Here is a 23,327-nt window from a genome sequence, read left to right as displayed (position 1 = left end):
TCGGCGCCAACACGGAACGTAGTTCCGCATCGCGGAATCAGATCCTCGCGACGTTGTTGGCTGGTTTCGCACAACGATGACCAGCCTGCCAAGCCAAAGCCGGAGGATTCACCGACAAGCGCAGGCGAACCAGAATCGCGCCGAAGAACGCCCCCGGTATCCGGCCCCGGCGACAATCAGTGAATGAAGAACGGAGGCACTCCTTGAAAGCAGTTCTCAAAGCAGGCACAGCAGCCTGCATCGCGGCCCTTGGCCTGTTCCACGCCGGCGCGCAGGCACAGAGCTACCCGACCAAACCGGTTCGCCTGATCGTACCGTTCGCGGCTGGCGGCACGACCGACATCGTGGCCCGCGCCGTCTCGGACGCGCTCGGCCGCGAACTGGGCCAGCCGGTCGTGGTGGAAAACCGAGGCGGCGGCGGCGGTGTCATCGGCGCCGATGCGCTCGCCAAGTCTGCGCCGGACGGCTACACGCTCGGCATCGCCACCGTGAGCACGATGGCCACCAACCCGGCCACCAATGCCCGCAACCCGTATGACCCGATCAAGGACTTCGCGCCCATCACCAACCTGGTGAACGTGCCGAACGTACTGACGGTCAACCCGAAGGTTCCGGCCAAGACACTGAAGGAATTTGTCGCGCTGCTCAAGTCCAGCCCGGGCAAGTACAGCTACGCGTCGGCCGGCAAGGGCAGCATTTCGCACCTGGATGGCGAGCTGTTCAAGGACATCACCAAGACCGACATGGTCCATATCCCGTACCGCGGGTCGGGCCCGGCACTGAATGACACGCTGGCCGGCCAGGTCAACGTCCAGTTCGACAACCTGCCGTCCTCGATGCCGTTCATCCAGGCCGGCAAGCTGCGCGCGCTGGCCGTGGCCGCGCCCAAGCGCGTGGAAGGCCTGCCCGACGTGCCGACCTTCGCCGAAGCCGGCATGAAGGATATGAACAATATGGCATGGTATGGACTGGTCGCCCCGGCCAACACGCCCGCCGCCATCATCGCGCGCGTGCATGATGCCGCCGTCAAGGCCCTGCAGGACCCGGCCGTCAAACGCCGCCTGGCGGACAGCGGCGCATACCCCGACGGCAACACGTCGGCGCAGTACGCCGCCCAGATCAAGCGTGAACTGGACCTGCGCAAGAAGATTGCGCATGACCAGAACATCACGCTCGAATAAAAGGGCATCCGCCCAGCAAAAAGCCGGCTGCGAATCAGCCGGCTTTTTTTGTATCTCATCACGCACAATGGACAGGGTGCCGGTACTTATTCTGCGTCAACCTTGACCTTGCACAGGACGGGCCCGGACAAGAAGGCGTTCAATACCTTTAGAAGAAAGTTTCACTTTGCGGACCAGCGCCGACTCGGTACAGTAGCCGTGATGATCCGCTAAACTCGGCCCCAACCGGATCGCGCAGGCGCTGCGCGACCGCCACTCGCGAGGATGAAGATGCTCAAGAAGACCGTTCCGACCCTGATTGTTGCTGCGCTTGCTGCCTTCGGTGCAACCCAGCTTGCCTACGCGCAGAAGAACTACACGGAGGGCGGCGACCTGTACAGCGGCAGCCACGCCAAGAAGAAGGCGAGCCCGAACCAGAATGCAGCCAAGTCGGGCAAATTCGATCCGTACACCGACGGCGCCAAGCAGTCGACCAAGGCCGACCTGGCTGGCAAGAAGGTGGACCCGAACACCGACGGTGCCAAGTCCGGCAAGTTCGATCCGTACACTGACGGCGCCAAGGCCGGCAAGTACGACCCGTACACCGATGGCGCCAAGGCGCCGGCGGCAAAGTCGCAGTAAGGCATCCTGCCCGCTCTCCTGAGCGGGCGGCAAACGAAAAACAGCCCGCGCGAGCGGGCTGTTTGCTTATTGTTTTTGTTGTTTGCTTATGATGGGCGCTGCCGTTCAGGCGGCCATCGCATGCTGCGGCCGGGATTCGCGCATGGTGCCCTGGTCGCGGTAGCGTACGTGCCAGGACAGCGCCTCCTCCAGCAGGTGCGGCGTCTGCCCGCCAAGACGGCTGGCGCGGCGGAAATAGTCGTTCAGCACGTCGCGGTAAGCCGGATCCGCGCAGTTGTCGATCACTTGCCGGGCGCGTTCGCGCGGCGCGAGGCCGCGCAGGTCGGCCAGGCCGTGCTCGGTCACGATGATGTCGACATCGTGCTCGGTGTGGTCCACATGCGCCACCATCGGCACGATGCTGGAAATATCCCCACCCTTTGCCACCGACTTGGTCACGAAGACCGACAGGTGCGCATTGCGGGCGAAGTCGCCGGAGCCGCCGATGCCATTCATCATGTGCGTGCCGCCAACGTGCGTGGAATTGACGTTGCCGTAGATGTCGCACTCCAGCGCGGTGTTGATGGTGATCAGCCCGAGCCGGCGCAGGATCTCCGGATGGTTGCTGATTTCCTGCGGCCGCAGCACCAGGCGCGACCGGTACCGTTCCAGGTTCGCCAGGAAGTGCTGGTAGACCGGACGCGACAGCGTTACCGACGACGCCGAAGCAAACGCGAGCCGGCCCGAGTCGAGCAACTCGATCGTGCTGTCCTGCAGCACCTCCGAGTACATCTTCAGGTCATGGAACGGCGATTCGATCAACCCATGCAGCACGGCGTTGGAAATCGTGCCGATGCCGGCCTGCAGCGGCTGCAGCGACGGCGACAGGCGCCCCGCGCGCACCTCGCGCCCGAGGAACTCGCTCAGGTGGCCGGCGATCTGGCGCGTGCCTTCGTCAGGCGGCAGCGCGCTGGACGGGCTGTCGTCCTTGCCGGTGATGACGATTGCGGCGATCTTTTCCGGATCGATCGGGATATACGGCAGGCCGATGCGCTGCTCCGCAGAAATCAGCGGGATGGGCTGCCGGTACGGGCGCTGCACCGGGAAGTAGATGTCGTGGAAGCCTTCGAGCGCCAGCGGCATGTTCATGTTGATCTCGACGATCACCTTGCGGGCGAGCATGGCGAAGCTGGCCGAGTTGCCGACTGAAGTGCTCGGCACGATGCCGCCCTGCTCGGTGATCGCGACCGATTCCACCACCGCCACGTCCACCGGAGCAATCTGGCCGGAGCGCAGCTGCTCGACGGTTTCGGACAGATGCTGGTCGATGAACATGACTTCGCCGGCGTTGATCTTGCGGCGCAGCGTCTCATCGGACTGGAAAGGCAAGCGGCGGGCGATCACATCGGCCTGTGCCAGCACCTTGTCGATGTCGTTGCCGAGCGACGCGCCGGTCATCAGCGTGATGCGCAGCGGCTCGGTGGCGGCGCGGCGCGCCAGTGCGAATGGCACTTCCTTGCAGTCGCCTGCCCGGGTAAAGCCGCTCATGCCCACCGTCATGCCGTCGCGGATGAGCCCGGCTGCCGTGTCGGCCGAGACAACCTTGTCGAGCAGCCTCGGCAGGCGAATGCGTTCCTTGTACATCTTCATCTCCAGTTGCCGGGCGGTTCCGCTCCGTCCGTGCGCCCCCTCCGCTCATGGCGTCGGGTGTTGGAAAGGCAGTGTAGCCACGCCACCACATTCCCACACGGATTTAAACTCATGGAAATCAGTCGGTTTTTTCATAGAAGCCGGACTGACGTGCAGTGACGGCCATGCCGCCTCCATTCCCGGCGGAAGCACCCGTCAGGCCGGGCACGGCAGGGGGAAACCCTAGGAAACATACAAAAAGCGTTCGCTTCTGGTAGTGTCTGCCGCATCAGGAAAGACCGCCCCGATTTGACCCTGATTTCGAGGCGCGGCGCCTGTGCCGCCCGGGCCGGCCAAGCTCCGGCCCAAGAGCGTTGCAATGTCGGCAACAGACCGAGGAGACGCCAATTCATGCAAACCAAACCACTCGAACCCAACGAGCCGGTTGTCCTTGCCCTGGTGGATGCCGTCACCGCCTGGCAGGGTGCTTTGGAACAAACCCTTTCGGCCTCCGGCCTCAACTATGCCAAGTGGCTCTTGCTACGTGCCATCCGACAGAAGGCGTTCGTGCGTCATGAGCCGCTTGTGGGGGCCATGCTGATCGATGCCGCGTGTACCGAACGCCTGCTGAGCGAGTTGCAGCACGATGGCTGGGTCGAATATTCCGACACCACCGCCCCGCAGATCAGCGCCGGGGCCAAGGACCGTGTCGAGCGCGTATGGCAGGCGGTGAAAGCCCTGCACTCGGTCTCGGTATCGCCGTTCAATACCCAGGAGCGCGTGGCGCTGGGCACGCTGCTGCAGCGCATGAAGCTGACACTGAGCGATCACACTGCTCGCCGCAGCCGCCGCCCGGCAACGGAGCCGGTCGCTGTGCCTGCTGGTGCGAGCCACGCGGCCCCTGCCGGCACCGGCGCTACCCAACCCTTGTGCGCCTGATCCGGGGCCCCGGAAGGCGCTGCCCGGTGCCAGCCGGGCCACGGCGGCAAACGGGCTCGCGCCCGCGACGACTTTCCCCCTGACTTTCCCCTCACACCGCGCTGTTTTTTCCTAAAGTATGAGCATGCACCGGCACATGCACCGCCTGCGTTGAAGACGCGCGGCATGGGCCGCCCGCGCTGATACCGCAAGGAGGCAACATGCCGCAGGAGAACGAAGAAAAAGTCGCACACCTGCTGGAAGAAATGCTGGCATTCGCGCGGGAGCGACTGCCAGCAGCGGGATTCGATCTGCTCGAACCGATTCTGCGGCATTACTACGACCAGACCGATTCCGATGACCTGATCCATCGGGAAGTTGCCGACATGTATGGCGCCGTGATGGCGCATTGGCAGACCGCGCAGAAGTTCGTATCGGGCGCCGCGCGCATCCGCGTGTACAACCCCAGCCTGGAAGAGCATGGCTGGCACTCGGACCACACCGTGGTCGAGATCGTCAACAACGACATGCCCTTCCTGGTCGACTCCGTGACCATGGAGATCAACCGGCTGGGGCTGGCGCTGCACTCGGCGATCCACCCGGTGTTCCGCGTATGGCGCGGCGCCAAGGGCGGGATCGAGAAAATCGAACTCGGCGGCGCCGGCGGCGACGCCGAATCGCACCTGGAATCCTTCATCCATTTCGAGGTCGACCGCACCGGCGAGCCGGCACGGCTGGAAGCACTGCGCAGCGGCATTGCGCGGGTGCTCGGCGATGTACGCGCCGCCGTCGAAGACTGGCAGCGCATGCGCGACATCACGGAGGCCACCATCGGCAACATGGCGCAGGCCCCCGACGCCAACAGCGCCGACAGCACCGAAGGGCGGGCCGTCCTGCAATGGATGCTCGACAACCACTTCACGTTCCTCGGCCAGCGCGACTACCAGCTCATCTCGCAGGACCAGCGCTATTTCCTGCGCGGCATACCGGACACCGGCTGCGGCATCCTGCGCGAAAGCCTGCGCCAGCCCGAAGCCGGTGACGTGACACCGCTGCCGGCCGCCGCCACGTCAATCATCCAGGGCAGTTCGCCGATCTTCCTGACCAAGGCCAATTCGCGCGCCACCGTGCATCGGCCAGGTTACCTGGACTATATCGGCGTGAAGCTGCTCGATGCCGACGGCAAGCTGTTCGGCGAACGGCGCTTTGTCGGGCTGTACACATCCACCGCGTACACCTCGCCGATCGCGGAAATTCCGCAGGTGCGGCGCAAGTGCGCGAATATCCTGGCGCGCGCAGGCTTCCTGACCAAGGGCCACCTGTACAAATCGCTGGCGACCATCCTGGAGCAGTATCCGCGCGATGAGTTGTTCCAGATCGACGAAGACGAACTGTTCGACATCGCTATCGGCATCCTGCGCCTGCAGGAACACCAGCGCACGCGCCTGTTCGTGCGCCGCGACCGCTTCGACCGCTTCGTGTCCTGCCTGGTGTTCGTCCCGCGCGACAAGTACAACACCGACCTGCGCCAGAAGATCCAGAAAATCCTCATGGGCGCTTTCCACGGCAACGCCTGCGAGTTCACGCCATTGCTGTCGGAATCCCCATTGGCCCGCATCCAGCTCACCGTGCGCGGCGAGCCCGGCAGCATGCCGCTGGTCGACACGCAGGAACTGGAAGCGCGCATCGTCCAGGCCAGCCGCCGCTGGCAGGATGACCTGGCCGGCGCACTGCACGAAAGCCGTGGCGAGGAGCAAGGCAACCGCCTGCTGCGCCAGTACGGCGGCTCCTTCCCAGCTGGCTATCGCGAGGACTATCCGGCCCGCAGCGCCGTGCGCGACATCGAACTGATGGAGCAGGCCCTGCAGCGCAACGGCATCGCCATGAACCTGTACCGTCCGATCGAGGCGGTACCCGGCGCTTTCCGCTTCAAGGTCTACCGTGCCGGCGAGCCGATCGCGCTGTCGCTCAGCCTGCCGATGCTCGAGCACCTTGGCGTGCGCGTGGACGAGGAACGGCCCTACCTGATCGAGCCCGACAGCGGCGCGCCGGTCTGGATCCATGACTTCGGGCTGGAGATCGCAGACAGCACGAGCGGCGCCGATGTCGATATCGAGCGCATCAAGGCGCTGTTCGAAGATGCCTTCGCACGCGCATGGAACGGCGAGATCGAGAACGACGACCTCAACCGCCTGGTATTGCGTGCCGAGCTGGCCGCGCGCGACGTGACCATCCTGCGCGCGTACGCGAAGTACCTGCGCCAGGTCGGCTCGACCTTCAGCGATGCGTACATCGAACGCGCGCTGACCGGCAATCCCGCCATCGCGGCCAAGCTGGTGGCGCTGTTCATCGCGCGCTTCGACCCGGCTTTGACCACCACGCGTGACGCGCGCTGCCAGCAATTGCTGGCCGACATCGAGGCCGCGCTGGACCAGGTCCCGAACCTCGACGAGGACCGCATCCTGCGCCTGTTCCTCGGCGTGGTCAGCGCGACCGTGCGCACGAACTACTTCCACCGCGACACCAATGGGCAGCCGCGCCCCTACGTCTCGTTCAAGTTCAATCCGTCACAGGTTCCCGGCCTGCCCGAACCGCGCCCGATGTTCGAGATCTGGGTCTACTCCCCACGCGTGGAAGGCGTCCACCTGCGCGGCGGCCGCGTGGCCCGCGGCGGCCTGCGCTGGTCGGACCGGCGTGAAGATTTCCGCACAGAGGTGCTGGGCCTGATGAAGGCGCAGATGGTGAAGAACACCGTGATCGTGCCGGTCGGCTCCAAGGGCGGCTTCGTCGTCAAGCGTCCACCGCCGCCGGCGGACCGCGATGCCTTCCTGCAGGAAGGCATTTCCTGCTACCAGACGTTCCTGCGCGGCCTGCTCGACCTGACCGACAACCTGGTGGCCGGCTCGCTCGTGCCGCCGCCCGACGTGGTTCGCCACGACGACAACGACCCGTACCTGGTCGTCGCCGCCGACAAGGGCACGGCTACCTTCTCCGATTTTGCCAACGCGATTTCCGCCGAATATGGCTTCTGGCTAAGCGATGCCTTCGCGTCGGGCGGATCGGTCGGCTATGACCACAAGAAGATGGGCATCACCGCGCGCGGCGCGTGGGAATCAGTCAAGCGGCATTTCCGCGAAATGGGCATCGACACGCAGACCACCGACTTCACCGTGGCCGGGGTCGGCGACATGTCGGGCGACGTGTTCGGCAACGGCATGCTGCTGTCGCCGCATATCCGGCTGGTGGCGGCGTTCGACCATCGCCATATCTTCCTCGATCCCAATCCGGACCCGACGTCCAGCCTGCAGGAACGCACGCGCATGTTCGCGCTGCCGCGATCGAGCTGGGCCGACTACGACACCAAGCTGATCTCGGCGGGCGGCGGCGTGTTCCCGCGCACGGCCAAGACCATCGCGCTGTCGCCACAGGTGCAGGCGGTGCTCGGCATCACGGCAAGCACACTGTCGCCGGCCGAGCTGATCCACGCGATCCTGATGGCGCCCGTGGACCTGCTGTACAACGGCGGCATCGGCACCTACGTCAAGTCCAGCCAGGAAACCCACCAGCAGGCCGGCGACCGCACCAACGACGCCGTGCGCGTCAATGGCGCCGAACTGCGCTGCAAGGTCGTGGGCGAAGGCGGCAACCTCGGTTTCACGCAGCTTGGCCGGATCGAGTTCGCGCGCCGTGGCGGACGCATCAATACCGACGCCATCGACAACTCGGCCGGCGTGGACTGCTCGGACCATGAAGTCAACATCAAGATCCTGCTCGGGCAGGTCATGGCCGAAGGCGAGATGACGGAGAAGCAACGCAACAAGCTGCTGGCCGAGATGACCGATGAAGTCGGACTGCTGGTGCTGCAGGACAATTACTTCCAGACACAGGCCTTGTCGGTGGCTGGCCGCAGCAGCGCCGCGCTGCTCGATGGCGAGGCACGCCAGATCCGCTGGCTGGAACGTGCCGGCCGCCTCAACCGCGCGCTGGAATTCCTGCCGGGCGATGAAGAGATTGCCGAGCGCAAGGCTGCAGGCGACGGGCTGACTTCGCCGGAGCGCGCGGTGCTGCTGGCCTACAGCAAGATGTGGCTCTACGATGAACTGCTCGCGTCCGACGTGCCTGAAGACGCGCTGGTGGCAGGGCTGCTGGTCGACTACTTCCCGGTGCCGCTGCGCCAGCGCTACGGCGATGCCATGCAGCGCCACCCGCTGCGCCGCGAGATCCTGGCCACACACCTGACCAACCTGCTCGTCAACCGGATCGGCGCGACGTTCGTGCATCGCATGATGGAGGAAACGGATGCCCGGCCGGCCGATATCGTGCGTGCCTGCCTGATCGCGCGCGACGTGTTCGGGCTGACTACCCTGTGGCAGGACATCGATGCACTGGACAACCGCGTGGCCGATGCGGAGCAGGCGCGGATGTTCAGCGCTGTCGGCCAGTTGCTCGAGCGGGCCTGCCTCTGGTTCATCCGCTACCTGCGCACCGGCGGCAGTGCCGAAGCCGGCATGGCGCGCTTCACGCAGGCGGCCCAATGGCTCACGCCGCAGCTGCCGGCCCTGCTGCCGCAGGCTGATGCAGCGGCGCTGGCCGAGCGTACGCGGGTGCTGACCGATGCCGGCGCAGAGCCAGCGCTGGCCCAGAAGGTGGCCAGCAGCGACATCGCCGCAGCCGCGCTCGACATCGCCGAAGTGGCCGCTTCCTGCAATCGTCCGCTGGAACTGGTGGCAGCCGTCTACTTCGCGCTCGACACCCAGCTCAGCTTCAACTGGCTGCGGGAGCGCGCGCAGGCCCTGCCCTCCGATACGCATTGGGACCTGCTGGCCCGTACCACCACGCTCGATGATCTTGGCCGCCTGAAGCGCGCCCTGATGACCAGCGTGCTGGCGCAGTCCGGCGACTACGATCGGGCCGAGCCGCTGATCGATGCCTGGCGTAGCAGCCGGCAAACCGCGCTGGAGCGCTTCACCCGCATGCTGACCGATCAGCGTGCATCGGGCGCCACGGGGCTGTCGATGCTGTCGGTGGCCATCCGCGAGATCGGCATGCTGGAACGCAGCTGAAGCCCGCGGGCCCGCTCGCTCAGTCCGCTTCCGCGTCAGGCTCGCGGGGGCGGAACTCGAGCCCGAGCAGCACCATCAGCTCGAATGCATCCGAGAGCAAGTGCTTCTGCCGCGGCAGCAGGCTGGCGTAGGGCATGTCGTAGATCGACTGGTGCGATGCACGCTGGCCCTTCAGGCCCCGGTCCCGGGCGATATCCGAAAGCAGCGCCGCAAAGCCGGAGAGGTCCTGGGAGGCCAGCGCGGAATTCAGCACCATGGCAATCACCTGGGGCGACGCCCCTGCCCAGCCGATCCGTTCGGCGTTGGCGGCTGACTTGGTAGGGAGGTCGGGAATTTCCATGCCCTGTCTAACGGCCTGTGGCGTGGTGACTTGAGCGCAAAGTGACGCCGCAATGACCCTACATGCGAGGGGTTCAATCCATTCATCGCCTGCAATGCCACCGCCAGCGCAACCGGCAGGCATGCCGCCCCGGCCGGACTCAGCCGCAGCTTTCCGTCAGATCGGCCGGCGGCCGTCCCATGCGCCACATATTGGGCGGCTCCCCCAGCGCCGTGCTCTGGTACATCCACGCGCCGCAGCCGGTGCAGCGCCAGCGGCTGTCCACCTTGCAGCGGTTGCTCCTGGCGCCGATGCCGGAGGCTGCCAGGTTCTCGTGAGGCGGCACGGTGGAAGGCTCGCCCACAAGCTGATGGCAAAGATCACAGGCATGCATCGGAATCTCCCGTTATCGCCACGCCCACGCCGGCAGCATGCAACGTCTCAGCCATTGTGCTGCACCCACTGGCGTGCCCAGGCGATGGTAGCCACGCGCGCTTCCTCCGGCGTGGGATAAGTGGACGGCGGCGACCCGCCTTCCAGCGCGACAGCCCCGGAATCCCAGATATCGCACACTGCCCTGAAGCGCCCGCCTCCCAACGCACGGCAGAACACATGAATCACGAAGCCACGATATTCGATGATGTCCGTCGCCGCTTCAGCTTCAGCTAGTGGGTCAGTGTCCAGCGCGTACTCCCGGTCAGCCCGGCCGGCCGCAGCCGCACACGTCCCCGCATCCCGGCGCACACCCTGCGCCAGCCACGCATACAGGCATGCCGCCACAGCGCCGGACAGCAAGCCCAGCCCAAACCAGCACGCCCTGCTTTGACAATGCGCCATGGCAGCCCCCTCGGTACATAGAGCGACGTGGAGCGGCATTCCTGCCGGCATCTGGTTCAGGTTATACCAAAGGCGGAAATGCAGTCGCAGCCGCCGCCACGGTTGCCGCAACGACAGGGTCTGTCACACCGGACCCATCATCGGCGAGGGAGATGACGCAGGCCAGCACGGCATTTATACTGGACATCCATACAGTATTCGAAGAGGCGCTGCCATGCCGCTCTATCAATCGGATTCCATCTTGCTGGAAGCGCACTATTTCGGTGACGATGCCGAGTTCATGCGCCTGCCCTGCGCGCAGGTCAGCGTCGGAAACGGCGCCATCGTCGTGCAGGGCGTCGAACTGCGACACCTTCAAGGCCTGCGCTGGACGCCGGATTTCCTGTCGTTCGATGCAAGCGGCAACCACTACCGATACCCGGTCGGCCGACCAGCCTTCATCGGCCCCGACCGCGCACAGTTCGCCCTGCTCTGAACGTTCCCTCCCGCGCCCGCTGCGCCGACAACATGCAAGCCGACACCACCGCCGACCGACTGATCCACGCACTAGGCCTGCAACCCCATCCTGAAGGCGGCTATTTTCGCGAAACCTACCGAAGCACGGAGGCCATCCGGTGTAGCGATGACCGGCAGCGCGCCGCGTCAACCGCCATCTACTACTTGCTGCGCGGCAATGACTTCTCTGCCTGGCATCGCATCCGCTCGGACGAACTATGGCACTTCCACGCCGGCGCGCCGCTGGATGTGCATGTACTGACGGGCAACGGCCAGCTTGTCACCCATCGCCTCGGCAATCCGCTCGAACATCCCGGCGCCGTGTTCCAGGCCATGGTGCCCGCCAACCACTGGTTCGCCGCCGAACGCGTGGCATCGGCGCGTGATGATTTTTCCCTGCTCGGCTGCACTGTTGCGCCAGGGTTCGAGTTCAGCGAATTCGAACTGGCGGATGCTTCCAGGCTGGCCGCAAGCTTTCCCGACCATGCCGAACTGGTCCATCGTCTCTCGCGCCGCAACGCATGAACGCTCGCGGGGCTGACTGAAAACCCGCGCCTGCGTGCTACGATGCCTGAAAGAGCCCGGGAGACGCCCATGGTCATGAAGCGCTACCACGAACTGCCCGCCGAAGAACGGGACGCCTTCGAAGCCGCCTGCGCGCGACATGGATTTGTTGCGGAAGACTTCGAAGTGAACGTGGAAAATGGCGGGGTTAATGCACAACGGACCATCAGCGTCGGACGCGTTGTCGGAAGCGAGTTCGAGCGATATGCGACAGCTGATGGAGCGGCATGGATTGCTTCCTTTGAGCGTGACCTTGCTGCTGACACGTTCGGATTTCCGCTTGCCGATTGAAGCGACTGCAGCACGTGCACAAGGACCGCAACAGCCGCTAGCCGTTCAAAGGCTTCCAGCACAACCGTGCATCTCTGCGCGGTGCACGAAAATGACAAAACCCGCGTAACCGTTGCCAGTTACGCGGGTTTCTTGTTTGGTCGGGGCGAGAGGATTTGAACCTCCGACCACCTGCACCCCATGCAGGTCGGCAATCACCCGGAAAGCCAATGCTGGCGCGGGTTTCCGGGAATGGCTTCTAATAAAATGCTTAAGATCTAGGCACGTAGTGGTGCGGGTTGCAAGGAAGCGAGCGCCTATTTATTAGAAGCTTTTCGCTCCGTTGACCTCATGAACCGTCAGCCTGGTGGCCAGACTTATATGTGATGTATGCGGCACTACAAGACCGGCCGTCAAACCCATGGGCCAAAGTAATCTACCCCACTGACATATTGAGGCGAGTCTCTACGTTCACTCCCGTCGCTAATCAATCCCTCGTAAATCGAAACCTGTAGCTAGCCCCATCGACATGGACACCTTTACATACCAATCACGTCTTACACGGGATGTCTTCTCGACTTTAGAGCCGTCCGCGCCAGCTTCAATGGCTTCGGTTTGCTTAGTTGACACGATTCCGATGCGGTCGGAACGAGCGTTTTCATAGGCGTTTCCAGCACGCTCGCCACCCCACCCTTGCGCTAGGGAAGCGGACCCCAATATGCAAAAATGGTGCTCTAGGGCACAGAAATCTTTCGAGAGGACCTGTCAAATCCCTCTATTGCCATACCGCAGTCCTTTCTAGCGAGGCGATGGATGCCTCGCTGCGCGACTGCCGGCAGTTCTAGCAAATGGAGCGAACATGATCACCGACATCGAATGCCGGTCAGAAGTCGGCCCTGATCTGGATCGAGCAATCCTCAAGCCTTACTGGAGCGAGTATTTCTCCTTTGCTAGCGACGCCCCGGATTTGCATGCGCGCTCGGAGAATGCACTTCGGGCAGAGATCGACCGCGCTCGAGTCATGGTCAGCCCTTACCTGGACGCCCAGCAAGCCGTCTCAAGAATCTTGACCGCGTTCGGATCAACGCACAATTTTCATCGCCAGTTCAATGAGCGATTTGCTTCCAGGCCGTCCCAAGTCCTAGGAATGCAGTTGTATGAATTGGTGGCACGGGATGACGAATGGTGGATTTACTTCCCAACGCAACACGCCGGTCACGTTTTCCCTCACGCGACCTACTTCATCCGGCGTGCCGATTCGCGATACATATCCCTAATGCGGCGCAATTCTCGTTAAGCGCTCGGTCCGCAAGCACTTCGGATCGGGTGAGCGAGCCTTTCAGAAGAACTGCCATGAAGCTCAGCAACCATGGAATGCTCGCAGCGGCGATGCGCGACTACCAGGGGCGGGAATTAACAACCTCGGAGATTCGGCGGATCGTCCTCGCACAATTTCCGGAGTTCTCAGTTGGAAGCGTCCTCCCGAACGATCACGCGGAAGGGAATCAATGTCCGTGCAGTTGTGCTGGAACCGAAGGCAGAATTTTCGACCGAATCGAGCGGGGGCGATACCGAGTGCGTTGACGGACCAACGACGAATCGGCGACGGACCGGCACAGGCCACCTCTCGGCACCCCGGTTGGGCTCAGCAGAGTCCATGAAAAAAGTCGATGGTTCACCCAGACGCAGGGACTTGCGCGAAATTTCGTGCAAATATCGTCCGGCAAAGCAATTGTGGTGTGACAACGGACGCGAACTTGATTCCTTCGGCAAAGGCTTTTTGCTCCTCGATTGTCAGGTCCGAGATCGTGCCGCCGCGAAGCGCAGTGTCCAAAGCTGCTGCGGATGCCTGAACACTCAAGGCATCAAACTTGACGCGTGCGCCGCCATTGGCAGCCGTGCGGGCATAGGTGCGGTTTTCCTTCGTACCCGCAAACGTCCAGGTACGCACTTGCCCCCCATCAACCTTTGACATGAAACTGGCACCTGCCGAGATAGCCAGCTCTTCGGCCAAGGCCGAGAACTCAAGCCGCGCCCGCTGAGATAAGTGAACGGCAGGCGATGTTCCGTCGAACAGTGCAGCACGGATACCTTGACACACCGAGCGACTCAAGCTGCGCGCACCACCCATCCATCGCGCCTTGCCGCCCTCTTTTGCAGGCTCTAGCCAGACCGTGCGTTTGGGCCACTCGATCTCCTTGACGAGCCAACTGCGACCGGCAAGCAGGAGCAGACGCTGACGATCCTCACCCGTCAGTACCGTCGGGTCGATGTAGCCGATCTCCGCACTGCCATGCCGCCCGGTCAGAAGTTGAGCACCGCTGAATGAGGCCAGCAGATCTCGATAGTGGCCACGGCCAAACTCGTGCTCTGTTCGCAAGCCGAGGCGGACCAGACCGTCCGCACCATCCAGATAGCCCTGCTGGATCATGTACTCGATCAACGACGCAAGCCCGTCCCGCGGGAGTTCTGGAAAGCAGCGTGTCAGCAGTGCGATCGCTTCATTCAGGGGCCACTCGCCGCGTTCCAGCGTAGCCGCGATAATCTGCTGTGCAGCGATGGGCCACGGCTCTTCGGGCGGCCGCGCGGCTTCCACCCAGGCTTGAGACCAGCGATGGGTAACACCTAGCGCCAACAGGAAGGCATCCCGGTTCGTGGTGAGGAACAGGCAGTTGCGCCGGCTGCCCGTCCGCCGGCCGGTACGCCCCATCCGTTGCAGGAACGATGAAACGGTCGATGGGGAGTCAATCTGAATCACGCGATCCAGGTCACCGACGTCAATGCCCAGTTCCAGTGTCGACGTCGCCACGATCACGCAGTCCTTCTCTTCGCCGAACGCCGCTTCCGCCTGCCTGCGCTCCGATGCGCTGAGCGATGCATGGCTGACAAAGGTTCTCACCTGCTTCGATCGCAGCATGCTGCTCAGTTGCTCCGCGCTGCTGCGCGAGTCGCAGAACACAAGGCGCTTTTCGCCGCGGTGGAGGCGCGAGATAACGGTCGAGGCATTCTCGAGGTTGCCGACATAGTCGATCGTCACATCGGCGTCGGTGCTCACCGAGGCACTGCCGACCACACACCGTTCGCCAACAGGCGCGAACCAATCCAGCAACTCCGCCGGATTGCTCACAGTCGCTGACAGGCCGATTCGTTGGAGCGGTCGCTCGAGGTATTGATCCAGCCTTTGCAGGACCGAGCGCATGTGCCAGCCACGGTCGTCCGCGGCGAAGGCGTGCAACTCATCGACGATGACCGCGCGCAGGTTACCAAACCACCTGGGACGGTCCACCCGGATGGAAATTAGCATCGCCTCGAGAGACTCCGGAGTCGTCAGCAGGATGTCAGGCGCCTCTTTTAGCGCCTTACTCTTGCGCGACTGCGAAATGTCGCCATGCCAGACCTCCACCGTGCGACCGACCAGTCCCGCATAGTGGCTCAGCCGATGCTCAAGATTGTTCAGCAGCGCCTTGATGGGGCAGATGTACAAGACACTCGTCGCGGACCAGGACTCCTTCAGCATGCGCGACAGGATGGGAATGGCAGCCGCTTCGGTCTTGCCGCCTGCCGTCGGTGCCAACAGCAGGCAATGCGAGCCGGCGTGAATTGCGGGAATTGCAGCCAACTGCGTGGGGCGCAGAGTGCTCCAGCCCAACGTGTTGACCACGTGGTACTGGAGGGACGGATGCAATTGTTCGAACTCGCTCACAGCTCGATGTCGTCCACGGAATTCGCGCTCGCCGCAGCCCGCTCGATGGCAGACATTTCGGATTCCGCCAAGGTCAGCGAGTAGTGCTGGCGTGGGTCGAAGTCCTTGTGCAGGTCCACGCGATCAAGAACATCAGCAACGAGCTTCTTCAGGAACAGGCGCGGCGCAACGCCAACCTTCCCCCCGAGGCCTCCCGCCACAGCCCGCGCCAAAACGTCCACGTAACTGTCATCGACCACAGTCCGAAGGCGCTGCTCGTTCTCGCGGCCATCCGCATAGATGTCACGCACGCGGCGCCCCACTGCTAGCAAAGAGCCATGATCGAAAGGCGCCAATCGGATTTGCACCGCCCTTGGGTTGTCAAATCTGCGATCTGTACCAAAGTCCACGTGCAGCCGTTGCGCCAGCGGGGCGAGGCGCTGGACACCTTGGGGACCATCGAAAAACGCGGGCGTGCCGGTGATGACGAGATAAAGACCCGGGTACCGGCCCGCATCGATCTCGTCAATCCATTGCCGCAAGGCATTGAGGCCTTTCTCGCGAGTATCGGTACGCATGCGCTGGAGCGTTTCCACCTCATCGAGCACCATCACGAGGCCAGCGTAGCCGCTGTCTCGCAGAATGGTCAGCAAGCCCACCAGGAAGTTGCTGGCACCAAAATGATCCAGATCGCCTTTGATGCCTGCAGCGCGCTTCACGCTGGCCGCCACGTTCGGCTGGCCGGCCAGCCAACTGATCAGGCCGTCCGCCAGCATGGCATCGTTGTCGGTGAGTGCCTGCCGATAGGTGCGCAGCACTGCCGAGAAGGCGGGAGCCGTCTTGCTGACGGCGCTAAGCCGCGCTTCCATCAGCGCATCCGTGCGCTGTAGCAAGCCCTGGGCATCGTCGGAATTCACCGCCGGATCAGCCAGGACATCCTGCTCCAGAGCATAGAACCATCCGTCGATCACACCTCGGAAAGCGCCGCTGGCCATGTCCGCCGTACCTAGGTGTTCCACCAGGCGCCGGTAGACGGTCTCCAGCCGATGAAGCGGTGTCTCGGTTTCGTTGATCTGAACTTCGGTCGCTGCGAAACCGCGGGTGCGAGCGCGCTCTTGCAGCCAGCGGCCGAAGAACGTCTTGCCGGTGCCATATTCACCGCGTACCGCCTTGAATCCGCCGCGGCCTGAGGCCACGATATCGAGCTCCGCGGTCAGTGTGGGCTCAAACGTGTCGATGCCTACGGCAAGTACATCCAGACCATTGTTTGGTACCGTGCCGCGCCGCAGCGCGCCAACGATATCCTCCCTGCGTGCCGCACTGATCATCGGCTCTCTCCCTGACGGGGCAACTTGAACTGCTGCTGCAGCAACGCAATATTGAGATCGACCGAGCCAGCCGTCTCATCGACGGTAAGTACCGCCGCCTGGTCCACGTTCAGCACGCGACGAACCGCACTCAGCAGCCCGCCGATGCGCACCTCCGCAAGCGCCAGGCGATTTGCCAGTGCCGATCGCGATAGCTTTCCTCCCCGTGCGGCAAGCGCTTGAAGCAGCAGTCGCATCTTCTCGTCCGGCAATGCCACCCGCGCGGCCAGTTGCCGCTGGGACGCATAAATCGGGCTGGACAGCAGCCCACCGATCCAGTCATTGGCGTCCACTTCCCTTGGTTCGGGCGTTAGAGGCGGCAAATCGACCGGCGCAAAAAGCCCGGGCTGAGCTTCTGTCTGCACTGGCTTCTTGCGGGCAGGCCTCGGTTGGGGCGGCACCACGGATGCCGGCTTTTGCGTGGGTAGAATCGGCGGCAGCTCCCACCACTCCGGCTGGTTCGGGGGAGCGGGTATCCACCCCGAAAGGCTCGCCCCCAACGGGACGAAGACGCTCAGTGGCACGGTGATTTCCTGGGGTGAAAGTCCGCCGTGGTAACCGTTCTTGCGCCCTGCGTAGCGACTGCTCTCTCCCCACAGGCAGGCCACGGCGTTGGTACCGTCACTGGTCACCACACGCCCCCCGCTGATCGCCACTTCCTGGGGCGACTCGGCTGTCTTACTCAAACGCCAACGGTCACTCTCGCCGCCAGGCACTTGCGTCGTCCCATCTTCCAGCAAGTGACCGTGATCCGCCGTGATCACCACTGCGCGCCTGGCTTCCCGCGCCTCCCGCAACAAAGGCAGCAGAAGCCGCAGGTCTTCCAGCGCCCATCGCTGGTTAAGCTGGTCAGGACCGCTGAGGTGGTCGTCGACCGCGTTGTAGACCACGGCCACCACGCGCTGGTGCTGATTCGCGAGAGCTGCCCGAACCTCTGGCGCCAGACTGCCGGCATCGGAAAGATCTCCCTTGTGAAAGACCCTGGGTGGACGCTCGGCACGGCTGTGCGCGAGCAAGCCTGCATGGGCAGCGAAGCCCTGCCTTTCCTGCACCTGCGTGCCAACCGTCAGGCGGCCGCACAGCAGAGTGGCACGACTCACTTCCGTAATGGTGGGAATCGCTGCGACACCGACAAATGGCTTACCCAATGCCTCGGGGACCAACTCCTGCCACCCCTGTCCGGCCACGCGCGAGAACAGTTCGCGGAAGATACTGTTACTCAGGCCGTCCATCACCAGCAATAGCGTCGGCTGGGCTGCCACAATAGGGCTCAACACCTTGTCCAGAACGCGCTCGAGGGGCACGATGCGCCCGGTGTCCTCCGGAGTATTTGCGTTCCATTGAACGAGGGCATTGGCAAATGGTCTGGCAAATGCATTGCGTCGGGCGATGACCGCCTTGCGGCATTCAATATAGGCCTCGGACAGTTCAGTCAGTTCATCGCCGCCGAGAAGCCTGAACCTGGCCCAGTCGACATAGGCGCCCTCATCAGCCTGCCATTCGACCGAATCTGACAGTAAAGCACCGGAGCGCATTGGGCCGAGCAGCCAGCGCGCCAAACGACGTGCCATCTCGACGCGCTCCATGCGTGCCTTCTGGTCGTTCAGCAGCGCATGCCCGAGTGCCCGGTCGGCGTGGGCTTCGACCTGCCGGAGATTGACCTCGCTCGGCTCGACCGAGTGCGCGCTCAAAGCCCGCGCAAAGGCCCTCAGGCGTTGATCCAGCGCCGACGGCAGCACGTCGCTCAGTTGCGCGAACTCCGGGACGCGAAGATCACGCAACAAGCCGTCCGCGCGCTCAAGCATTGGGCGGCACGTCTCAAGACCCTGGCTTCGCACAACCTGCCCTGCCGCCGCTGCCCATGCGCGGCCCTCCGTCACGCCAACATGCTTGTCGTTGACGAACCGCTCCAGGCGGATCGCGGCTTGTCCCAGTGCAGCCTGCCCCTCGCCATCGGCGGCAAAGACCACGCCGCTGACCAACCCCAACGGCAATGCGTCGCTGGTACGGCCGACCTCGACGCAACCGAGCACCATGGCTCCCGCCATACCAGCGGTTTCTGCCAGCCAGGCCAGAATGTCCGACCTCATTGCGGCGGGCAGCGGGCCCAGGCGCGCGGCGGCGTCCGGCGTTATCGACCACCGCAACAGCGCCACCGCGTCGGGCCGCGCGGCCTCGATGCCGAGGAACCGCGTGAGGACTTCCCGCCAGGCCGTCTCCAGATCCAGGAACCCGTTGGCAACGGGTTGGTAGGGCCCCTGCGATGCGCCATCGATCAACGCCTGGGGCATCCACGCATACTTGCCTAAGCGAGCATCGGTTTCCTTGGCCTCAAACATTAGGCGAACGATGTCCCAACCTTCCGGCTGGAACACGCGCGCCCGAGCTAGCCGCGCAGCGATGTCCTCAGCGATCTCGTGGGTCGACAACGGCGTGAGGACCACCAAGCCGGAAACAGCGGGGTCATGCTGCTCCATGTCGCACAGGGCCTCACGGATGGCCAACGACGACTCGCACCAGCGCAGTTGGAACTGACGCCCGTGTTGGGTTACGGCATCGGGCCATACCTGTCGGGTGGCCGCGCGAATCGCAACGGCCTGTGCCGTCACGTCACTTGCCAGCACCCGGTCGAGTTGTGCCGTTATCTGCGGCGTCGACAGGCTCATAGACGGGTGCCCTTGCGCTGGAGGCGCCAACTGAGCGTCAATTCCAGATCACGCTCGCTAGTGACACGCGCCTTCAATTCTTCCAGCGCCGCCACTGCAGCATCGCCCATCAGGTTCAACTGCTGCTTCTCGGCGATGACTTCCGGGGCGAGGTTGCCAGGCACAGCCGGCATCGCCACGGGCGCCGGCGCAGGCGCCTGCCCGCCAGGCGTTGGTGCGCCGCCGGACGCTGGAGCCGGAACCGGAACCGGAGCCGCCGCCGGCGCCGCTGCGGCCGCAGCCAGCAGCCGCAGGGCATCACGCTGGAGCTCATCGAGCCTGCTTTTGAGGCCCACCACATGCTCATCGCTGGTCAGGCCTTCGGCCAGGCGCTTCGCGATGATCTGCGCAGCATCAGCCCGGTGATCGCCCAGTTCCCGCACCACGTCGAAGAGCTGCCAGTTGCCCGTATCCAGTGCATCGGCACATGCCTTCGCCTGTCCCAAAGTACGCCCGACCGCAGCCTCCGAGGTTTGCAGATCCGCCGTCGCTAGCGTTGCGACAACTTCGGACTCGGCGGCCTGGGCGAGAGCGGCCAACAATGCCTGCGCAGACTCGGCGGTCTGCTGGCGAGCCCCCGTCGCGCCGGCCGCGTAGCGGCCAGCGCGATCTCGCACACTGACCACCAACCGCGTCACCACATCCCGCTTCTCGGCCGCCTTCTGCTTCATCTCTGCGACCAGCTTGCCTACGTTGGCCGCATTGAGCGTCTGACCCAAGGTTAGCCCAAACAGGCTGGACGCACGCAGCAGCGCAATCTCCCAATGACTAGGATCGGGCAATGATTGCTCGCGCAGTTCCAGTTCGTCAGGCAAGCTGTCTACCGACGGCTCATACGGCCCGTTCCGCATCGTGAACCGGCGGTTGGTGGACGCGGCAAACGCAAGGATGATCAGGTTTTGCAGTTCGAGTGGCAAGCCCATGGGCTGTGGTGTATCGATCCACTGCCGCAGCCTGGCAACGGTTATCGGGCCACCGCCGTCACGGGCATGGCATTGCGAGAAGCGCGATTGCCAATGCGGCTCGATCAGCAGGTGGGTCTCCGACATCTGGCCCAGCTTGCAGGGATTAACCACCGCCCGTACCAGCTTGCGGATGCTGGCGTCCTGCACCAGCCCGCGCTGTCCCGGGGCCTCGATGGCCTTTTGCACCTCCGGCCAGATCTTGCGAATGACGGCAGGCTTGATCTCGGTGTCGAAATCGGGGTGGGCGGGATACTGGTGTGCAAACAACTGGCCCAGCAGATTCTCGAACGCTACCTTGAAGTCCGCTCCCACAGGTGGCCTCGGCGACAACGTCGGATCGAGCGATCGGAATTGCTGATCCGCAGTCAGCGGGTTGCTGACCGCATCGCGAGGCTCGGTGTTAATGCCATAGGCCACCTCCAGTTGTGAGCGCAGCTTGATGCGTAGCTGATCGAGCTGGTTGCGGGCCAGTGCCTTGGCCTGTACGCGATCCACGAACGACAGGTGGCCCGCATACGTGTCGAACCGTTCCCCCTGGAGAATGAAGTCCAGCACCACCAGCCGGCCCAGATCGGCGAGTGCCTTGTTGCTCAGGAAGGAAGGAATCCAAACCAGTGTTCGGGTGTCGCCGCCACGGTATTCCGTCAGCCGGGCCAGGTCATCAGCCGGGCCGAAGTGCGCATCGTCAAAAGGGAAGTCCAGCACCACAGTCCATGTACCGGAACGCCCACGCAGGCGATCATCGGTCATCTCGCGGACGTTCTCGAACAGCATCTCGATCTCACGCCGGGTGCCGCGCCAGTTGAACGCATAGGTGTTGAACAGATCGCCCGTGTCCTCGATCTCCAGTTCCTTGAACAGCGCCTCGCGAATCCGTTTGCGGCGGTTACCCGGATTGTCGTTAGCCTCGGCCGCCCGGAGGATGGGCTCGATGTCCACACCCGTAACCTGGATGGAGATAATCGGATTCTGGTCCTCAGTAATCTTGATCTCGCCGATCTCGCTGGCCCAGTCACGGCACTTGCGTAGCACGTCCTGCGCCTCGCGCCCGGGAATCGGCGAGCGGAAGGTGCCATGATTCAGGGCCGCCAGCCGTGGCGCAGTCAGGGCCTTGAGTGACTCGACCTCGGGCACCAGCGCACCGAGCAACAGCGACTTGAGCAGACGGGCATCGTTACGCAGGTTCCGGGCCGCCGCAGGGTCGGCCTGCCCCAGTTTGATGGCCTCCCACGTGACGTTGTGCTGGCGCTCCAGCATCGGCAGCAAGCGCTGGTTGTACAGACGCTTCGCGTTCTCGAAGTGCAGGCGCATGCCTTCGCTGAACGGCTCATCGCCCTCGGCGATGGCATCGTAAAGATCGCCCACGGGGATCAATTGGCCAAGCTCGAGATCCTCGCGCCGGTCCACCAGCAACTGCAGCATCAGCTTGAGCGCGGTGCGCTCCCGCTGCAGGGCAGCCGACACTGCAATCAAGGTCTGGACCAGGGCCGGCGAGAACGGGTACACCTTGCGGAACATATCCCGGTCCGCCGTCGTGGTCAGCAACGTGTCCAGCACGTCCTTGCGCATCTTCAGCAGATCGTCGAACGTGCCCTGCAAGACCTGCCGCGCGGCCTCGTCCACCGGGCGCAGCACTCGCTTCTCGGCGATGGCCGGCAAGTTGCGGTCTTCCAGCGTAACGCGGTGAAAGCGTGCCTCCCAGTGCTTGAGCACGTCGCTGAACTGCACTTGTACGGAGCCGGCCAGATTCTCGCCGACGAGGTCGCGCAGGTCGCGCTGCCGGGCCACGAAGCTAATCAGCGGGACGGGCCGGTCGGCGTTGGTTGCTTCCACTAGCTTGACCAGCTTCGTGCCCTCACGGCTGACGAAGTTGACGTCAGCGGCATGGCTGGCCAGCCACAGCACCAGTTCGTCCAGGAACAGGATCACGGCATCGTAGCCCAGCGCCTGGGCATGCCGGCTCATGATGCTTAATCCATCGTCGAGCGACACGAAAGATTCGCCGCTGCCCGCCAGGCTGCGATAGGCCGAGAAGAACTGCGTGATCAGGTCGCCCACGAGGCGCGACCGCTCCTCACCGTTGGGCGCCTCCAGCATCGCCGCATCAAAGGACATGGCATCCCAGCCGCTCTCGAAGGTGCCCCAGCCTCCGTCGTCACCGTTGCTGGCACCTTCGTTGAGCTGGGCGAAGAATGCTTCGTCTCCCATGCGTTCGCGCAGTTCGCGCGCATCCTTGAACAGTCCCTCCGCCAAATAGAAGCCTGGCACTGGGGCATCTGGGTGCTTCTTGCGAACAAACTCGGCGTACTGGCCGAGAATGGCCGACTCCATGTCCCGTGCGCCGATCATGTGATACGGCACCAGCAGGAACTTCCGCCCCTCTGTCCAGCCATGGCGGGCCACCACGTCAGCCAACTCAGGCGTTGCGCGCGCACGCGTGTTACCGGCCAGCAGAAGGTTCAGCACGGCCATGAAATGGCTCTTGCCGGAACCGAAACTGCCGTGGAGGTATGCCGCCTTGCTGCCCCCGGATTGCACGGCTTGCTGGATGAACCCCAGCGCGTTAGAAAAGGCGTCCACTAACTGCGGCGTGACAACGTAGTCCCGCAGCGTTTGCTCGGGCTCGGTCACGCCCTTGGAAAGTTGTAGGACGAAGTCACCCTGATGCACCCGCTCGGGGATGTCGATGAGGTCTTTCAGCAGAGTCATGGTTATGCTCCCTTGCTTGCTTG

16 protein-coding genes are annotated in these 23,327 nt (G+C 63.7%); 8 read left to right on the top strand and 8 right to left on the bottom strand.

The window, feature by feature from the left end:
* The first annotated feature begins 203 nt into the window (after positions 1-203).
* Together LDO29_RS11485 and LDO29_RS11480 are read left to right on the top strand one after the other, a co-directional pair.
* The gene (locus LDO29_RS11485) at positions 204-1,181 is read left to right on the top strand and encodes a Bug family tripartite tricarboxylate transporter substrate binding protein (protein ID WP_224079905.1); all 978 of its coding nucleotides are present in this window, start codon (positions 204-206) and stop codon (positions 1,179-1,181) included.
* A gap of 270 nt (positions 1,182-1,451) precedes the next feature.
* A complete protein-coding gene (locus LDO29_RS11480) occupies positions 1,452-1,802 on the top strand; it encodes a hypothetical protein (RefSeq protein WP_224079904.1) in 351 nt (116 codons plus the stop codon).
* Positions 1,803-1,907: 105 nt separating this feature from the next.
* Here LDO29_RS11480 and LDO29_RS11475 read toward each other — a convergent pair whose 3' ends face one another.
* The gene (locus LDO29_RS11475; protein ID WP_224079903.1) at positions 1,908-3,425 is read right to left on the bottom strand and encodes an acetyl-CoA hydrolase/transferase family protein; all 1,518 of its coding nucleotides are present in this window, start codon (positions 3,423-3,425) and stop codon (positions 1,908-1,910) included.
* 396 nt (positions 3,426-3,821) lie between these two features.
* Here LDO29_RS11475 and LDO29_RS11470 point away from each other — a divergent pair, with 396 nt between their 5' ends.
* Together LDO29_RS11470 and LDO29_RS11465 are read left to right on the top strand one after the other, a co-directional pair.
* Positions 3,822-4,349, top strand: a complete 528-nt coding sequence (locus LDO29_RS11470; protein ID WP_224079902.1) for a MarR family transcriptional regulator — start codon at positions 3,822-3,824, stop codon at positions 4,347-4,349.
* A gap of 200 nt (positions 4,350-4,549) precedes the next feature.
* Positions 4,550-9,391 carry an NAD-glutamate dehydrogenase gene (locus tag LDO29_RS11465; protein WP_224079901.1) on the top strand — a complete coding sequence of 1,614 codons (4,842 nt, stop codon included), beginning with the start codon at positions 4,550-4,552 and terminating at the stop codon, positions 9,389-9,391.
* Between the two features lie 19 nt (positions 9,392-9,410).
* On the opposite strand, the gene LDO29_RS11460 is transcribed toward LDO29_RS11465, so the two are convergent.
* The 3 genes from LDO29_RS11460 to LDO29_RS11450 all read right to left on the bottom strand — a co-directional run bounded on the left by LDO29_RS11460 (position 9,411) and on the right by LDO29_RS11450 (position 10,547).
* Entirely contained in the window at positions 9,411-9,731 is a 321-nt protein-coding gene (locus tag LDO29_RS11460; RefSeq protein WP_224079900.1) for a hypothetical protein, read from the bottom strand.
* A gap of 139 nt (positions 9,732-9,870) precedes the next feature.
* The gene (locus LDO29_RS11455) at positions 9,871-10,104 is read right to left on the bottom strand and encodes a hypothetical protein (protein ID WP_224079899.1); all 234 of its coding nucleotides are present in this window, start codon (positions 10,102-10,104) and stop codon (positions 9,871-9,873) included.
* 47 nt (positions 10,105-10,151) lie between these two features.
* Entirely contained in the window at positions 10,152-10,547 is a 396-nt protein-coding gene (locus LDO29_RS11450; RefSeq protein ID WP_224079898.1) for a hypothetical protein, read from the bottom strand.
* Positions 10,548-10,761: 214 nt separating this feature from the next.
* Here LDO29_RS11450 and LDO29_RS11445 point away from each other — a divergent pair, with 214 nt between their 5' ends.
* The 4 genes from LDO29_RS11445 to LDO29_RS11430 all read left to right on the top strand — a co-directional run bounded on the left by LDO29_RS11445 (position 10,762) and on the right by LDO29_RS11430 (position 13,173).
* Positions 10,762-11,022 carry a hypothetical protein gene (locus LDO29_RS11445; RefSeq protein WP_224079897.1) on the top strand — a complete coding sequence of 87 codons (261 nt, stop codon included), beginning with the start codon at positions 10,762-10,764 and terminating at the stop codon, positions 11,020-11,022.
* Between the two features lie 32 nt (positions 11,023-11,054).
* On the top strand, positions 11,055-11,567 hold the full coding sequence (locus LDO29_RS11440; protein ID WP_224079896.1) for a cupin domain-containing protein: 513 nt from the start codon (positions 11,055-11,057) through the stop codon (positions 11,565-11,567).
* Between the two features lie 69 nt (positions 11,568-11,636).
* Positions 11,637-11,897 (top strand): hypothetical protein, encoded by a 261-nt coding sequence (locus LDO29_RS11435; RefSeq protein WP_224079895.1) that lies wholly within the window; start codon positions 11,637-11,639, stop codon positions 11,895-11,897.
* An 838-nt stretch (positions 11,898-12,735) separates the two neighbouring features.
* Entirely contained in the window at positions 12,736-13,173 is a 438-nt protein-coding gene (locus LDO29_RS11430; RefSeq protein WP_224079894.1) for a hypothetical protein, read from the top strand.
* Between the two features lie 378 nt (positions 13,174-13,551).
* Here the strand turns inward: LDO29_RS11430 and LDO29_RS11425 are convergent, their stop codons facing one another.
* Genes LDO29_RS11425 through LDO29_RS11410 form a run of 4 tightly spaced genes read right to left on the bottom strand, consistent with a single transcriptional unit; the run spans position 13,552 to position 23,304 of the window.
* Positions 13,552-15,579 carry a DEAD/DEAH box helicase gene (locus LDO29_RS11425; RefSeq protein WP_224079893.1) on the bottom strand — a complete coding sequence of 676 codons (2,028 nt, stop codon included), beginning with the start codon at positions 15,577-15,579 and terminating at the stop codon, positions 13,552-13,554.
* Entirely contained in the window at positions 15,576-16,886 is a 1,311-nt protein-coding gene (brxD, locus tag LDO29_RS11420; RefSeq protein ID WP_224079892.1) for a BREX system ATP-binding protein BrxD, read from the bottom strand. The genes LDO29_RS11425 and brxD overlap by 4 nt, the downstream gene beginning before the upstream one ends.
* Positions 16,883-19,591, bottom strand: a complete 2,709-nt coding sequence (gene pglZ / locus LDO29_RS11415; protein WP_224079891.1) for a BREX-2 system phosphatase PglZ — start codon at positions 19,589-19,591, stop codon at positions 16,883-16,885. Before pglZ ends, brxD begins: the two co-directional genes overlap by 4 nt.
* Complete coding sequence (locus tag LDO29_RS11410; RefSeq protein ID WP_224079890.1) at positions 19,588-23,304, bottom strand: phage resistance protein; 3,717 nt, start codon at positions 23,302-23,304, stop codon at positions 19,588-19,590. The genes pglZ and LDO29_RS11410 overlap by 4 nt, the downstream gene beginning before the upstream one ends.
* Positions 23,305-23,327 lie beyond the last annotated feature (23 nt).

This window comes from Cupriavidus laharis (assembly GCF_914271435.1).
GTDB classification, from domain to species: Bacteria; Pseudomonadota; Gammaproteobacteria; order Burkholderiales; family Burkholderiaceae; genus Cupriavidus; species Cupriavidus laharis.
Note: the sequence above shows the minus strand (reverse complement) of the source record. Positions and strands in the feature narration are given on the sequence as shown.